Annotated in this window: 15 protein-coding genes; all 15 read right to left on the bottom strand. The window is 57.0% G+C overall.

Annotation, left to right across the window (positions count from 1 at the left end; all coding sequences use genetic code 11):
• Positions 1-287: 287 nt before the first annotated feature.
• The 15 genes from KP806_RS26655 to KP806_RS26585 all read right to left on the bottom strand — a co-directional run bounded on the left by KP806_RS26655 (position 288) and on the right by KP806_RS26585 (position 14,730).
• Positions 288-1,838, bottom strand: a complete 1,551-nt coding sequence (locus KP806_RS26655) for an NADH-quinone oxidoreductase subunit N (RefSeq protein ID WP_224726780.1) — start codon at positions 1,836-1,838, stop codon at positions 288-290.
• Positions 1,839-1,841: 3 nt separating this feature from the next.
• Positions 1,842-3,473, bottom strand: coding sequence for a complex I subunit 4 family protein (locus KP806_RS26650; protein WP_224726779.1), 1,632 nt, complete (start codon positions 3,471-3,473; stop codon positions 1,842-1,844).
• Positions 3,470-5,341 carry an NADH-quinone oxidoreductase subunit L gene (nuoL, locus tag KP806_RS26645; RefSeq protein WP_224726778.1) on the bottom strand — a complete coding sequence of 624 codons (1,872 nt, stop codon included), beginning with the start codon at positions 5,339-5,341 and terminating at the stop codon, positions 3,470-3,472. The genes KP806_RS26650 and nuoL overlap by 4 nt, the downstream gene beginning before the upstream one ends.
• Before the next feature lie 8 nt (positions 5,342-5,349).
• A complete protein-coding gene (nuoK, locus tag KP806_RS26640; protein WP_224726777.1) occupies positions 5,350-5,652 on the bottom strand; it encodes an NADH-quinone oxidoreductase subunit NuoK in 303 nt (100 codons plus the stop codon).
• Positions 5,653-5,655: 3 nt separating this feature from the next.
• Positions 5,656-6,171 carry an NADH-quinone oxidoreductase subunit J gene (locus KP806_RS26635; protein ID WP_224726776.1) on the bottom strand — a complete coding sequence of 172 codons (516 nt, stop codon included), beginning with the start codon at positions 6,169-6,171 and terminating at the stop codon, positions 5,656-5,658.
• A complete protein-coding gene (nuoI, locus tag KP806_RS26630) occupies positions 6,172-6,621 on the bottom strand; it encodes an NADH-quinone oxidoreductase subunit NuoI (protein ID WP_224726775.1) in 450 nt (149 codons plus the stop codon).
• Between the two features lie 19 nt (positions 6,622-6,640).
• Positions 6,641-7,654, bottom strand: a complete 1,014-nt coding sequence (gene nuoH, locus KP806_RS26625; protein WP_224726774.1) for an NADH-quinone oxidoreductase subunit NuoH — start codon at positions 7,652-7,654, stop codon at positions 6,641-6,643.
• Positions 7,654-8,754: an NADH-quinone oxidoreductase subunit D gene (locus KP806_RS26620; protein ID WP_224726773.1), complete on the bottom strand. Its 1,101-nt coding sequence runs from the start codon at positions 8,752-8,754 to the stop codon at positions 7,654-7,656. The genes nuoH and KP806_RS26620 overlap by 1 nt, the downstream gene beginning before the upstream one ends.
• Before the next feature lie 6 nt (positions 8,755-8,760).
• Positions 8,761-9,402 carry an NADH-quinone oxidoreductase subunit C gene (locus KP806_RS27885; RefSeq protein WP_224726772.1) on the bottom strand — a complete coding sequence of 214 codons (642 nt, stop codon included), beginning with the start codon at positions 9,400-9,402 and terminating at the stop codon, positions 8,761-8,763.
• Positions 9,399-9,917 carry a NuoB/complex I 20 kDa subunit family protein gene (locus KP806_RS26610; protein ID WP_224726771.1) on the bottom strand — a complete coding sequence of 173 codons (519 nt, stop codon included), beginning with the start codon at positions 9,915-9,917 and terminating at the stop codon, positions 9,399-9,401. Before KP806_RS26610 ends, KP806_RS27885 begins: the two co-directional genes overlap by 4 nt.
• Positions 9,902-10,273 carry an NADH-quinone oxidoreductase subunit A gene (locus KP806_RS26605; RefSeq protein WP_224726770.1) on the bottom strand — a complete coding sequence of 124 codons (372 nt, stop codon included), beginning with the start codon at positions 10,271-10,273 and terminating at the stop codon, positions 9,902-9,904. The genes KP806_RS26610 and KP806_RS26605 overlap by 16 nt, the downstream gene beginning before the upstream one ends.
• A gap of 109 nt (positions 10,274-10,382) precedes the next feature.
• Positions 10,383-11,606 carry a GerAB/ArcD/ProY family transporter gene (locus tag KP806_RS26600; RefSeq protein ID WP_224726769.1) on the bottom strand — a complete coding sequence of 408 codons (1,224 nt, stop codon included), beginning with the start codon at positions 11,604-11,606 and terminating at the stop codon, positions 10,383-10,385.
• Between the two features lie 5 nt (positions 11,607-11,611).
• Positions 11,612-11,854 (bottom strand): hypothetical protein, encoded by a 243-nt coding sequence (locus KP806_RS26595; RefSeq protein ID WP_224726768.1) that lies wholly within the window; start codon positions 11,852-11,854, stop codon positions 11,612-11,614.
• 9 nt (positions 11,855-11,863) lie between these two features.
• Entirely contained in the window at positions 11,864-13,114 is a 1,251-nt protein-coding gene (locus KP806_RS26590; RefSeq protein ID WP_224726767.1) for a Ger(x)C family spore germination protein, read from the bottom strand.
• Positions 13,111-14,730 carry a spore germination protein gene (locus KP806_RS26585; protein WP_224726766.1) on the bottom strand — a complete coding sequence of 540 codons (1,620 nt, stop codon included), beginning with the start codon at positions 14,728-14,730 and terminating at the stop codon, positions 13,111-13,113. Before KP806_RS26585 ends, KP806_RS26590 begins: the two co-directional genes overlap by 4 nt.
• Positions 14,731-14,769 lie beyond the last annotated feature (39 nt).

Below are 14,769 nucleotides of genomic sequence, written 5' to 3'. Positions count from 1 at the left end.
TATGGGGGCTGCTGTTTCTTTTAGCCACTCTCCCCTCAGCTCAGAATGGAGAAGAAGATCTTTTTCCTCAGCTAAGGGGAGAATGAAGCAAAAAAGTTCAGGGGACAGGGAGCGGCGATGGACAGATACGAAGCTGATAGAAAGCAAATGGGATCCCCCATACAAGGCAGATAGGCATCAAGCAGAATGCGAAAAGAGCGCCGACCTCCCCACGCCCGACCACCTGCCGCGTTGAGAGAGTACAGCGCCCTAACAAAAGCCGCATTTCATTCGTTCAATCCAATGCCTCACTGAAACAACAAATCGTACTGGATCGAGAATACCCCGTCAATTACGCTCATCAGCGGTCCCGGGAATAAGCCGAGGATAAGCGTCGCGGCTGCGCACAGCCAGATTACCGCGCCCGTCGTGCCCGGGATCCGGATCTCCTGCTCGTCATTGCCGCTGCGCATGAACATTTGGCGGACCAGTCTGAAGTAGAAGTAGTAAGAGATTACGCTGCTGACTACCATAACGGCTACGATCCAGTAAGCCTTAGCGCTTGCCGCGCCGAACAAGATAAACAACTTCCCGAAAAAACCGCCCGATACCGGAAGCCCCGCCAAAGACAGGACAAACACAACCATCGCCGCGGCTGTCCATGGCGCCCGGTAATACATGCCGGAGAAGCCCTTGAGCTCCTCGTGCCCGGCGGACGCGCTGATGACGGAGATCACCGCGAAGGCGCCGATCGTCATAAACAAATAGGCAATCAGGTAATAGATAAATTGCGAAAAATTGCCGCTGTTGACGATCGTAACGGAAATGCCCAGCGGAACGAGCAGATACCCGGCGTTTGCCACGCCGGAGAGGGCGAGCAGCCTCTTGGCGTTGCTCTGCCGAAGCGCGGCAGTCGTGCCGGTCAGCATCGCCGCCCCGGCCAGCACAAGCATCGCGAGAAACACATCTCCTGCGATGACCGAGCCTTCGCCGTATGAAGCAACCAGCAGAGTGTTATAGATGACTCTGAACAGCACGGCGAGTGCGGCTCCCTTGGCGACGACGGCGAGAAAAGCCGCCACGAGCGTCGGTGCGCCCTGGTAAACGTCCGGCGCCCATGCGTGGAACGGGGCGGCGGCGATTTTGATGCCGAAGCCGGCCAGCAGAAAGAAGAAACCGACATACACCAGCGCTCTGTAATCGGCGAGCGCACCCGGGAGCGCCGCACCGACCGCGGCGATATTCACCGAGCCGGTCACCCCGTACAAATAGGACATGCCGAACAATACGAACGCCGAAGCAATCCCGCCGGTCACCAAATATTTCATTGCCGCTTCCGGCGACAGAGACGATTTGCGCTTCATACCGACCAGCACGTAGCTGGTCAGGCTGAGCAGCTCCAGCCCGATGTAAAGCGTAATCAGATTGCCGGAGGATGCCATGATCATCGCGCCGATTACGGCCGGCAGCAGCAGGTAAAAAAACTCCCCTTTGTCCGCGATACCGTCCTTCTCCCGCTCCGAGCCTATGCCGAGAATCACGATGAGGGCCGTCCCCGACAAAAATACGATTTTCAGCAAACCTCCGAAATCGTCGATCCGATAGCTGTTATCCAATAATTGAACGGCCCCCGCCGCCGCTCCTGCCCCATTCATATCCGCCATCCGCCAGATGACCAGCGCTAGCGATACGAGCAGGCCCGCAAGGGTCAGCCAGCCGATCAAAAGCCTGTCGACACGGCGCGGCAGCAGCAGATCCAGAACGACCAGCAGCAAAAAAACGGCGGCCAAGGTCAGCTCGGGGGCAAGATAGAGCATATCCGTCCATGTCATCGGTATAAACGAAATGCCTTCGTACATGGCCTATCCCCCCGCCCTCGTTGCAAGTAATTGTTCGAACAGCCCTTCTGCGCCTAGCTGCACCGTATCGGTCAGCAGCGACGGGTAGCAGCCCAGCAGCACGATAAAAGCGAGCAGCACAATCATCGGCACCGCCTCGATCAGCCTGGCATCCTTAAGCGCCGTATGCTTCTCCTGCTGCCGGCCGAACGTAATTTTCAAAACGGCGCGCAGCACGTAGACCGCCGTCAGAATAATGCCCAGAACGGCCAAAGCCGTTAGCCAGCGCATCGATTCAAACAGCCCGAGCAATGACAAAAACTCCCCCACAAAGCCGGATAAACCCGGCAAGCCAAGCGAAGCGAGACCTGCCGCCAGCAGCACGCCGCCCATAAACGGCATCGAACGCGCCAGTCCGCCCAGCAGCGGCAGCTCCGTCGTGCCCGTCCGTTCGTATAAGCTGCCGACGATCAGGAATAGCAGCGCCGATATTAACCCGTGCGACACGAGCTGGAACAAAGCGCCCTGCAAGCCCAGCTCGTTGAAAGCGGCAAGGCCGAGCAGGACGATGCCCATATGGCTGATGGACGAATAGGCCAGCACCAGCTTGAACTCCTGCTGCCTGAAGGCTAGCAGAGCTCCGTACAGCAGATTGATGACCCCGAGCGCTGCGAGCACGGCGGCCCATGCCTTAGCCTGCTCCGGAAACAGGCCGAAGCCGAAACGGATCAAGCCGTATGCGCCCATCTTCAGAAGCACGCCGGAGTGAATCATGACGACTGCCGGAGGCGCTTCCGTATGCACCTTCAGCATCCAGGTGTGGAACGGGAATACCGGCAGCTTGATGCCGAACGCCGCCAGCAGCATGATAAACAGCGTCCACCGCATCGTATCCGACATATAGAACGGATTCGCCGGTCTCAGCTGGTCGGGCACCGCATTTACCCAAGCCGCCGGGTCCGTCATATTGCGCAGGATGTCTCCGTAGCTTCCGCTGTAAATATAACTGATCTGCTCGCCCGCCTGCTCTACCCGGAAGCCGGCCGTATTGACGAGCAGGACGAACGCCAGCAGCATAATGGCCGAGCCTAGTCCGTTATATAGCAGAAACTGGTTGGCCGCCCTCTCGCGGTTGTAATACCCCCAAATGCCGATCAAAAAATACATCGCGACCAGCGTCACCTCGAAGAATACGAAGAACAGAAAAATATCGCGCGCAAGAAACACGCCGAGCATGCCCGCTTCCAGCAGCAAAAACCAGGCAAAAAACGATTTCCAGCGTTTTTTCACATGGTAAGCTGCAAGCGCCGCCATCGCCGTCACGAGCGCCGTCAGCAGCACGAGCGGCAGCGAGATGCCGTCTACGCCTAGCGTATAGTCAAGCCGGAACACAAACTCGGTTACGCCGCTCTGAAACTCCTTGCTTAGCGGCACCTGCACCCAGCTTAACCGCTCCTCGAAGGCGTCCCCGCCCTGCTGCTTGTCGTACCCGGCATACAGCCACAATGAAAAGGCAAGCGGCACAAGCGTCGTTACGATCGCCGCCGTTTTCATCCAGCCGCTGCGCTGCTTCGGCATTAGCAGGATGACAAGAAGTCCAACCAAGGGCGACCACAAAATCAAAGATAAGACCGGAATTTCGTTCAGAACGCTCATGGCAGAAACCTCCTTCCGACAAGAGCGGCAACTAGGATCACGAGGCCGATAACGGCGGCAAGACCGTACGTTTGCGTCTGTCCGTTCTGCAGCCTGGCTGCCAGCCTGCCGGCAGATGACGTTGCGGCACCCGCCGCCCGGACGAGGCCGCCGACAATAAACTCGTCGAATAAAATGAGCAGCTGGCCGGCCAGCTTAATGGGCTTTACGACGGCGGCGGCATACAGCTCATCCACGAAGTACCCCCGCTCCAGCAGCTTATACAGCCAAGGGGAACGCTCGGCGAGCGTTATCCGGCCGATGCTTCTTCTCCCGTAAACGAGCCAGCCGACGTAGAGGCCGAGCACCGAGACGGCGATCGAAGCAATGATCGCCGCAGCGCTGCCATGGGCTGGTTCTTGATGGCCGCTCAGCCACGAGCCGAACCACCCGTTCCAAGGCGTTTCAACAAAGCCTGCAATTGCGGCAGGCACGGCAAGCGCGACGAGCGGGACCGTCATGGAGCGCGGCGCCTCGTGTGCGGCTGCAGAAGCTGCACCGGGCTTGCCCATGAAGACGAGGATGAACAGCCGGGTCATGTACAGCGCTGTGCAGAAAGCTGCCGCCAAGCCGACGAAAAACAGAAGCGGATTGCTCTCGTAAGCGGCCGTCAAAATCAGATCCTTCGACCAGAAGCCCGAGAACGGCGGAATGCCGGACAGCGCCAGCGCGCCGATCGCGAACGTCCAGGCGGTAAGCTTCATCCTCGTGCCGAGGCCGCCCATTTCCTTAATGTTCTGCGTATGTACCGCATGAATAATGCTGCCTGCCCCGAGGAAGAGTAGCGCCTTGAAGAAGGCGTGCGTGAACAGATGAAAAATTCCTCCCGTTAGCGAGCCCAAGCCAAGCGCCATTATCATGTAGCCGAGCTGGCTGACCGTCGAGTAAGCCAGAATGCGCTTGATGTCCTGCTGGACGAGCGCGATCGTCGCCGCGAACAAAGCCGTAAAGCCGCCGACGTAAGCGACGGTTTCCATCGCAGCCGCCGAGTCCTGAAATATATCGTAGGTCCGTGCGATCAGAAACACGCCTGCCGCAACCATCGTGGCGGCGTGGATGAGCGCACTGATCGGGGTCGGCCCCTCCATGGCGTCCGGCAGCCACACATGCAGCGGAAACTGGCCCGATTTGCCGACCGCGCCAAGGAAAATGCACAGCGCGATCAACGTCGTAATGCCCGTCGTAATGGCGCCGGACTGACCGTCGAACACGCTTTGAATCGTCGTAAAGTCCAGCGCGTGATCCGGCATGTACCAGAACAAAAGCATGATGCCGATAAGCAGGCCGGCATCGCCGATCCGCGTCACGATAAAAGCCTTCTTGGCCGCAGCCTTCGCCTTCGGTTTCGCATACCAGAACCCGACGAGCAGGAACGAGCATACCCCCACGAGCTCCCAGAAGATATAGAGCGACAGCAAATTGTCGGAGAGCACGAGACCGAGCATGGAGAAGGTGAACAAAGAGACGTAGCCGTAATAAACGGTAATGCGCTCGTCATTCTTCATATATCCGGCGGAGTAGACGTTCACGAGAAAGCTGACGAGCGTGACGACCGCCAGCATCATCGCGGTCAGGTTGGTCACTTCAAAGCCGATGCGCAGCGTGAAGTCTCCCGCCCGGATCCAGTCGAAGGCATAACTGTAGTCGACGGCGTCCGGTTCAAGCCGCTCTGCGACAATCAGCAGAGACAGCACGAGCGCGGCAAGCGAGAACAGCGAGCCGAATACGGCGCCGGCCCTCCTGCTGCCCCGCCCGAGCGCGGTCAAAACGAGGAAAGCAGCCAGCGGAAGCAAAGGAACGATCCAAGCCGCCTTTGTGTACATGTCCATATGCCGCGTTACCTCCTCATTTCGTCAAATTCGTCGATCTTCACCGTGCCGCGCAGGCGGAAGAGCGCTATCAGAATCGCTACCCCGATCGCCGCCTCCGCCGCCGCCACCGTAATCGTGAACAAGGAGAAAATTTGCCCGGTCAACGACGGCACGACGCCGTATTTCGAGAAGGCGACAAGGTTCAGGTTGACCGCGTTCAGCATCAGCTCGAGCGATAGCAGCACGATTACCGCGTTCCGTTTGACAAGCGCGCCGTAAAGCCCGATACAGAACAGAATCGCCGCCAGCGTTAAGTAGGATGGTAGCATCCGCTACTCCGCCTCCTTCCTGGCCAGCAGAATCGCTCCTATAAAAGCGACGGTGAGCAGCACCGACAACAGCTCGAACGGGATGACGTAGCCCGTATAGAGCAGCTCCCCGATCGCCATCGTATTATCCTCGCCGGCATCGAAAGGCCCCGGCTCGGGAAACGTGGTCGAGCGGATCGCATAAAAGATAAAGCCGAACAGGCAAAGCGCCGCAACGGCCGCCAGCGCCTCATGCAGCGGCTTCGCTTTCTCCCGCTCCACGTGCTGGTGATTCGTCATCATAATGCCGAATATCATCAGAATCGAAACGGCGCCGGCATAAATCAGCACCTGAACGAATGCAACAAACTCCGCCTCCAGCAGCACAAACATGCCGGCCAACCCCAGAAACACCGCCGCCATCGACAGCAGCATATGAACGACCTTGACGAGGCTGATCATAAGCACCGCGCCGCAGATCATAATGGCCGAGAAGATAAAAAAAGCGGCGAACTCGCCCGTAACATCGATTTGGAACAACTATTTGCCGCCCCCTTTGGCCGGCGCCCCGATATTGTTGTTATCCTCCCGGACAAGCGTGTCGTTCTCGGACAGCCATTTGATGTCCTTGAACAAATCATCCCGGCTGTAAGCCGACAGCTCAAAATGATTCGTCATGACGATCGCTTCGGTCGGACACACCTCGGTGCACAGGTCGCACAAGATGCAAATTTCGAAATTGATGTCGAACGTATCGATGACCTTGCCCTTTTTGTCCGGATCGGGATTGGGCTTGCCAGTCAGCGTAATGCAATCGGTCGGGCAGATGCGCGCGCATTGATTGCAGACGATGCACAGGTCCGGAATAAAATGCTGGATGCCGCGGAAGCGGTCCGGCATATCGATCGGGACGTCCGGATAGGAGGTCGTCACCTTCGGCGCCGTCATCGACTTCAGCGTAACGCCTAATCCTTTTATCAATCCGTTCATCTGTCTCGCCCCTTTGCGTTTATTTGATAAACAGCTCCAAATAGGCCGCGGTCAAAAATACGTTAAGCAGCGCCGCCGGCAGCAGCACCTTCCAGCCGAGGGCCATCAGCTGATCCACCCGGATGCGCGGGAATGTGGCCCGGATCCAGAACAGGAAAAACACGATAAACGCGAACTTCAGCAGAAACCAGACGATGCCCGGCACAAACTCGAGAAACGGCGCCGGCGCATGCCAGCCGCCAAGAAACAAAACGGTCGTCAGCGCGGCGATCGCGTACACATACACGTATTCCGACAGCATGAAGAATGCGAAGCGGAAGCCGCTGTATTCCACGTGATAGCCGGCGACCAGCTCCGATTCCGCCTCCGGCAGGTCGAACGGCGTCCGGTTCAGCTCCGACACCGCCGCAATGATAAAAACGACAAAGCCGACGATCTGCGGCAGGAAGTTCCAATTCCAGAACCAGCCTCCGTCCTGGGCCATGACAATCTCCCTCAAATTTAAGCTTCCGCTAAGCAAAATGACTCCGACAACGGAAATGACCAGCGGCACCTCGTAGCTGATCATTTGAGCGGCCGAGCGCATGCCTCCCAGCAGCGCATATTTGTTGTTAGAGGCCCAGCCTCCGAGCACGATCGCCAGCGTAGTAATACCTGATAATGCTACGTAATACAGCAGGCCGACGTTCAAATCGGCAAAATACAGCTTTTGCGTGTAAGGAAGCACCGCCAGCACCGAGAAGGCCGGTACGTAAGCAAGCACGGGGGCCAGCACGAACAGCAGCCGGTCGGCCTTGCGCGGAATCGTATCCTCCTTGATCAGCAGCTTGAAAATGTCTGCGACCGTCTGAAGCAGGCCGAGCGGCCCGACCCTGTTCGGTCCGATGCGGAGCTGCATCCAGCCGATCACCTTTCGCTCGAAATAGATGGCATAAGTCACAAAGCCCAGCACGATCAGCAAAAAGACGGCCGCCCACAAAAACAGGATCAGCGCATTTCCCCATGTTAGCGATTCGTTCAGCCAAGGGGGCATCAGCAATCGACCTCCCCGACGACAATATCGATGCCGCCCAGAATCGTGATCAGATTCGTCATCGTTTCGCCTACCAGCAGCTTCGGCAGGATTTGCAAATTCACGAAGGAGGGCCTGCGGAATTTCAGCCGGTACGGCTCCGCCTTGCCTTTGGATACGATGTGGCAGCCGATTTCGCCGCGCGGCGACTCGATCCGCACATACACCTCGCCCGCGGGCGGCCGGATCGCCCTCGGCACCTTGCCCATCGTGTCTCCGCCCTCGGGAAACTGCTGCACCGCCTGCTTCAGGATGCGCAGGCTTTGGCGGATTTCCTCCAGCCGAATGCGGTAGCGGTCATAGCAGTCGCCGTTCTTCCCGAGCGGCACGTCGAATTCGAACCGGCTGTACAGGCTGTACGGCTCCGCCTTCCGCAAATCCCAGTCGACGCCGGTACAGCGCAGGTTGGCGCCGGAAAGGCCGTAATCGACGGCCGTCTGCGCGTCGTAACGCCCGATCCCTTTAATCCGTGCGAGAAAGATCTCGTTGCCGCTGACCAGATTGTCATACTCCTGAAGCTTGTTCTCCATGTAAGGGATAAATTCCTTCACCTTATCCATCCAGCCAGGCGGTGCGTCCCATTTCACGCCGCCGACCCTCATGTAGTTATAGGTCAGCCTTGCGCCGCACAGCTCGTTGAACAAATCGATAATGATTTCCCGGTCCCGGAACGCATACAGAAACGGGCTCATCGCCCCGATATCGAGCAGGTACGTTCCCCACCAGACGAGATGGCTTGCGACGCGCTGCAGTTCCATGACGATCAGCCTGAGAAATTCCGCCCGCAGCGGCACCTCCAGTCCCATCATCGTTTCGACCGCATGCACGAGTACGTAATTGTTCGTCATGGCCGAGACGTAATCCATCCTGTCCGTGTATGGGATGATTTGCGTAAAGTTAAGATTTTCGGCGATTTTCTCGGTCCCCCGGTGCAGATAGCCCATCACCGGAGTCGCTTCGGTAATGACCTCCCCGTCCAGCTTGACGACGATTCGGAATACCCCGTGCGTGCTGGGGTGCTGGGGACCAACGTTTAACAGCAGCTCTTCAGTACGGATCAAGGCCTGTTACACCTCCGGGTCATGCGGTTCGTAATCCTTGCGGAGCGGGTGGCCGACCCAATCGTCCGGCATCATAATGCGCCGCAAATCGGGATGGCCGGGAAAATCGATGCCGAGCAGGTCGTAGATTTCGCGTTCGTTCCAGTTCGCGGACGCCCATACCGGCGTTGCGGAGCTGACCGAGGCCGCCTCCCTTTCCGTCCTCACCTTGACGGCGAGCTCCCGCTTGCTGCCTAGCGAAACGAGATGATAGACCACTTCCATATGCGTCTCATAATCGACGCCGGATACGTTGCGCAAATAGTCAAAGCCCAGCCGCTCGTGCTTCTTCAGCAGTCCGGCCGCTTCGCGCCAGCGGCCGCCGTCGGCCACGACGGTCGGCATATCGCCGTTCAGCTCGTTCACGTAAGCTTCAAGCACCGCGTCCTCGTGCACCTCCCGCTTCAGCAGCGAGACGATTTCGTCCAGCTCGGGCTGCCTCGGCGACGGGGGCTTAGGCTCTTCAGGCGCAGCTTGCGCCGCCTCCGCGTCAGCCTTTTCCTTCGCCGCGGCGCGCGCCGCCCGCGCTTCCGCCGCCGCCTTCAGCTTCGCTTCGCGATCGGCATCGCCTGTAAGCGCTTTCCCCTCGCTTTTTTGCTCCTCACTCACCGCCCCGTCACCCGCTTTCCGGTTTTGGCTTCGTAGCGGATTTTCTCCTGCAGCTTGTTGATGCCGTAAATAAGCGCAGCCGGATTAGGCGGACAGCCAGGTATATACACGTCCACCGGAACGATCTGATCGACGCCCTTCACAACCGCGTATGATTTAATATATGGTCCGCCTGCCGTTGCGCATGACCCCATTGCGATTACCCATTTCGGCTCCGGCATCTGATCGTACAGCCTGCGCAGCAGCGGGCCCATCTTCTTCGTGACCGTTCCGGCGACGATCATGACGTCCGACTGGCGCGGCGACGTGCGGAACATGACGCCGAAGCGGTCCAAATCGTAATGCGAAGCGCCCGTCCCCATCATCTCGATGGCGCAGCAGGCGAGGCCGAACGTAAGCGGCCACAGCGAATTGCTTCTGGCCCATGCCTTTAATTGCTCCAGCGTTCCCATGAACACGTTCCGTTCCAGTTCTTTGCGTTCCTCCAGCGTGATCGACTCTAAACTGAATTCCATTTGAGCACCTTCTTCTTCCAGGCATATAGAAGTCCAATGAGCAGCATTCCCGCAAAAATCAGCATTTCGAAGAACACAAATAAGCCGAGCTTATTATATGCAACGGCCCAAGGATATAGGAAAACGGTTTCCACATCAAAGATGACGAACATTAACGCAAAAAGGTAGTAACGAACGTTGAAACGGACCTGACCTTCCCCCACCGGCTCGTTCCCGCTCTCGTAGGTGGTTTGCTTCGGATCGGTCGGCTTGCTGGGCCGGAGCAGCCGCCCCGCGGTCAAAGCGGCAACCGGCAGCAGAATGCCAAGCAGGATAAAAATAACCACGACAACATAGTTACCGGCGTAATTCTCCATACGATCGCCTCCGTCAAAAAAGAATGGTACGGACCGCCTGCGTTTGTTCAATTTTTCCTCACAATTATAACAAATGCTTCCACGGTCGTCTATGACGGAGTTGCCGCCCTCAAGCGGGCGACGGGTCGCCGCCCGCCGCGCCGCCCGAAGTACCGCCCGCTCCCTTTTCGCCGCCCGCTTTTTTCTCAACCTTCTTCGGCTCGGGGAAGCTGCCGTCGCTGAAATCCTTTTTGCCGCGGATGACCGCTACCAGCAGCAGGCCCAGCGGAAGGACGACGCCCTGAAAAACGCTGTATACCGTCCAAACTTCCATCGCAAAGTGATTGGCGTGGGCGTTGTTCCGGTAGACGATCATCGATAGCGGCACGATGATGAACGCATAAGGAGCGACCAAGGGCCGATAGGTGGCCAGCTTCAGCATTTGCGCGCTCATGACCGACAGCGTGTATACACATAACGCCAGCTTCATGAACACGGTGCCGACCCAAATGACCGCGACCAGAACTTCAACCCGCACGAGTATCTCCTCGATGTTGATATATTTGACCATATCATAAATGGCAAAAGGGCTGCGGCTGGCCTCGTATACCCCCATCACGCCTAGCAGGAATACGACCATCAATATGGACATTGTGGAAATCAGAACCACCGACAGCTTCAAGTGCTTCCTGAGCTTTTGGCGGTCTTCCTGTTTGATGAGCGGGAGAATGGCCGTCAGAAAGACGAACTCGCCAATCGGAAAGCCCAATATCGGATAAATGCCTTTGACCGGTCTCATCCAGCCCTCATACAGGAACGGCTCAAAGTTATGGAAGTTGAACTGGCTGAACAAGGCAAAAACAAGAATCGTCATCACAAACATTCCCCAGCTGAAAATGATTTCCCCCGTCCTCGCTATCGTCTCGATTCCCAAATAAACGCCGTAGATGATGACAACCATAAAGGTCACGTTGATGAACCATAACGGCGTAAGCGGCAGGACGGACAGGGTGATGAAATCCGATATATTCCGCAGGACAAGCGCGCTAAGCAGCAGCATAAAAAACACGAACGTAAGCGTGAACGCTTTTCCCGCCCAGGTGCCGATCACCTTCTCCGAATATTGCGCAAGGGTCAGATTCGGAAAGCGGTCGGCAAGCGCCAAATAAATCATGACGACAAAATAGTTGATCGGTCCGGCCAACAGCATCGATATCCAGGCATCCTGCTTGGCGATCACCGTTACCGCCGTAGGCAATATGAGCGCGGCGCTGCCGAGAGCGAACAAAAACAATATTTTCGCGCATTGTCCCGAAGAGATCATCGTATTGTTGATTCCCGCATATTTGCCCATGCCTGCTACTTCCCCTCCTCGATCCAGCCAATGATCGGCTTATATATGGGAGCGAATACCGCGCTGACGGCATCGGCTGGATTCGGAACCGGCACCCGCATTTGCAGGCATACGGCCAAGGCTGTCCCTGCCGCAAGCAGAAGCAGTGCCCAGGCGCGTTCCTTCATCTGCCGCTTCGCGCCGTTACGAATCCATATTAACGTGCCGATGCCCGCCGCAAGCAGCACGATTCCGATTGAAGCCTGCATACCGATCACTCATTTCAAGATAGATTCGCCGCGTGTCCCTGAGCCTGCTATTTTTACGTTGCATGTAACGGTGCTATTTACCCTTGGGAACACATCAGGCCAGTCGTCCTCGATCCTCTTCCAAATCGACGGCGCTTTCAAATAAATTTCCTTGCCCCAGCCCAACGCATCCGTACGGAGTTTTTTTTGAAGCCGGATGATCGCAGCCTCCGCCTCATCTTTCACGGCTTTGGCCGCAAGCTCGCCGATGTTGTTCAGCACGCCCTCGTTCATGACATCCAAGTCCGGACACATAATTTCCTGCACGCTTCCCGTCAGCCGGATTTCGGCGTTTACGACGGGCATTCCCTCTTCATCGCTTTTTATCTTGTAACCTGTGCTCGCCTCTTGAACCTCAACCACCAAGTAGCCGTCGGCCTGCGGGCATGCGAGATTAATGACGGTGCTTTTCACCTTGTCGTGCAGCCAGGACAGCCCCCTTGATTCCTTCGGCTTTAAATAGTCGACAAGCTTGCCTTCGCGGAATACGGCCATCGTCGACAAAACCGGAATTTCCGCCGGCGGAATCTGGCTCACGTTATCCACCGTACGGCCGGTCAGCTTGTCCCCATCGGCCCTGATCGACGGCAGGACGGCCTGCTTTTGCCCCTTGCCCCTTATCCGGATGATATCCTTCACGTATACCGCATAATTCGTGCCGTAAGCGGACTGGTTGACGTCCAGCATCTCGCGGAATTGGTTGACCGGAATATTTTCCATCTGAGTGGTCATTTGCAGCAGCTGCTGCGCCTTAATTCCGCGCGTGCACACAATGGAAATATCGCTCCGGATATCCGGATTCCGCTCGATCAGGTCGACCAGCGGATAGATGCCTTTCCGCGCAGCACTCTCCCCTATGACCACCAGCTGCGTATGCGAGAAGAACAGCCTTCTCGACGTTTTGGAAGACATCTTTCTTAACGCTTCGAACAAAGTTTTTCCCGCTTCGGAAAAAGTCGTTACCGGGGCGCCCCCGAGCCCCCCTTTGCTTTCCGCAGCTACGTTTTGAGGCAATACGACTTGCACCGTAACAAGAAACTCCTGCTTTCCGGTCGGGTCCGCGTCAATGCCCAGCGCCATCACGACGCCGAGCTTATCCAGGTAACGCTGGTCCCAGCAGCCGCCGAGCAGCGACATCGTGCCGCACAAGACCGCCAGCAGCGCCAGCTTCACGCCCAGGCTATCAGGGCGCAGCCTCGGCTTTCGCGCACCTCCGCTCATTGCTCCGGCTCCTTTCTCGGCTCGATGACGATGTTCTGCCTGACCTTATTTTCCGAAGCCAGCCTTTCCGGCCTGTTACGCATCAGCCACATCGGGGCGCGGACAAGCGTATCCTTCATATCCCTGAAATACGACGGGGCGAACGGCTTCAGATAAGGCATTCCGAAGGAGCGGATATTGCTGAGATGCAGCAGCAGCAGCAGGACGACGAGGCCGATGCCGTAAAAACCCAGCGTCGAGGCGGCAAGCAGCAGCAGGAATCGAAGCAGCCTGGCGGCAATGCCGAGGCTGTATGCCGGAGATACGAAGCTGGAAATGGCCGTAAAAGCGACGACGATGACGACGGCCGGCGATACGATGCCTGCTTCGACGACCGATTGCCCGATCACAAGACCGCCGACGATCGAAATCGTGTTGCCGGCGGCGCTTGGCATGCGGACGACCGCTTCCCGCAAAATTTCAAAAACAAATTCCATAATGAAGGCCTCAAGATAAGCCGGGAAAGGGACGCCCTCCCGCTGAGCCGCCAGCTTAAGCAGCAGCTGAGTGGGGATCATTTCCTGATGATACCCGACAATGGCGATATAAACGGACGGCATCATCAGTGCGATCAAAAACGATACGAAACGAAGCATTCTCAGAAAGGTCGCAATGTCAAAGCGCTGGTAATAATCCTCCGACGCCTGGAAAAACATATTCAAAATGGCCGGGACGATCAGGACAAACGGCGTGCCGTCGATCAAAATAACGATGCGCCCCTCCAGCAGATTGCCTGCAACCGCATCAGGCCGCTCAATGTTAATGACTGTCGGAAAAGGAGACCATTTCTGGTCCGATATCAATTCTTCGATATAACCGGACTCAAGCACGCCGTCAATGCGGATAGATTCAAGTCTCTCCCGCAAATCGGCCAGAACGTTTTCATCTGCCAGTCCTTTGACGTACATAATGCTGACCGGGGTCTGCGAAATTTCGCCGATCGTCCACTGCTCCAGCCACAGCTTCGGGCTGCGGATTTTCCGGCGGATCATGGAGGTGTTGACCCGGATCGATTCGGTAAAGCCTTCGCGCGGGCCGCGAATGGCCATCTCGGTTTTCGGCTCCTCGATGCCGCGCCGCTCCCCTCCGACAACGCTTGCCCCCAGCGCCGTATCGGAGCCCTCCAGCATAATGATCGCATAACCCATGAACAGCTTCTGAAAAAACAGCTTCCAATCCGAAATATCCAACACTATGCCGGTGGAAAGCTGTTTGTTTTTCATTCGCTCCAGCATCCCCTTCGGCGACAGCTCTCCTTCGCCTGGAAAGTCCTCCCGATGAAGGGGCTGAAGGATGAATTCATTCAGGCGCTCGTCATCTACCATCCCTTGAACGTAGACGATCAGCGCTTTTGTGCTTTCGGCATCCTTCAATTGCAGGCAGCGAAAAATAATGTCCTGGCTCTCACCAAGCTCCCGCTTGATCAGCTCCATGTTTTTCTCCAGCGAAACGCCGAGAGGCAGGCCGGCGAACGGCTGCAGCTGTTCCTGCTCGTGCCGCTCCGCTCTTGCGGACCGCTTGTCCGACTTGCCGCCCGATTTTCGCTTTCCCTGCAAGTAGCTTCCGCTTCCGAACATTGCCTCTCTCCTTCCTGACATTCCACCTGTTTCAACCTT

It is taken from the genome of Paenibacillus vietnamensis (assembly GCF_020169515.1).
Classification (GTDB): domain Bacteria; phylum Bacillota; class Bacilli; order Paenibacillales; family Paenibacillaceae; genus Pristimantibacillus; species Pristimantibacillus vietnamensis.
Note: the sequence above shows the minus strand (reverse complement) of the source record. Positions and strands in the feature narration are given on the sequence as shown.

Bases quoted from the DNA above. Each gene is read 5' to 3' on its own strand.
- KP806_RS26605 (WP_224726770.1), bottom strand. From the start codon at position 10,273: ATGGAGAATTACGCCGGTAACTATGTTGTCGTGGTTATTTTTATCCTG.
- KP806_RS26585 (WP_224726766.1), bottom strand. From the start codon at position 14,730: ATGTTCGGAAGCGGAAGCTACTTGCAGGGAAAGCGAAAATCGGGCGGC.
- KP806_RS26595 (WP_224726768.1), bottom strand. From the start codon at position 11,854: ATGCAGGCTTCAATCGGAATCGTGCTGCTTGCGGCGGGCATCGGCACG.
- nuoK (WP_224726777.1), bottom strand. From the start codon at position 5,652: ATGCTACCATCCTACTTAACGCTGGCGGCGATTCTGTTCTGTATCGGG.
- KP806_RS26600 (WP_224726769.1), bottom strand. From the start codon at position 11,606: ATGGGCAAATATGCGGGAATCAACAATACGATGATCTCTTCGGGACAA.
- KP806_RS26610 (WP_224726771.1), bottom strand. From the start codon at position 9,917: ATGGAATTCAGTTTAGAGTCGATCACGCTGGAGGAACGCAAAGAACTG.
- nuoL (WP_224726778.1), bottom strand. From the start codon at position 5,341: ATGGACATGTACACAAAGGCGGCTTGGATCGTTCCTTTGCTTCCGCTG.
- KP806_RS26655 (WP_224726780.1), bottom strand. From the start codon at position 1,838: ATGTACGAAGGCATTTCGTTTATACCGATGACATGGACGGATATGCTC.
- KP806_RS26590 (WP_224726767.1), bottom strand. From the start codon at position 13,114: ATGAGCGGAGGTGCGCGAAAGCCGAGGCTGCGCCCTGATAGCCTGGGC.
- nuoH (WP_224726774.1), bottom strand. From the start codon at position 7,654: ATGCCCCCTTGGCTGAACGAATCGCTAACATGGGGAAATGCGCTGATC.
- nuoI (WP_224726775.1), bottom strand. From the start codon at position 6,621: ATGAACGGATTGATAAAAGGATTAGGCGTTACGCTGAAGTCGATGACG.
- KP806_RS26650 (WP_224726779.1), bottom strand. From the start codon at position 3,473: ATGAGCGTTCTGAACGAAATTCCGGTCTTATCTTTGATTTTGTGGTCG.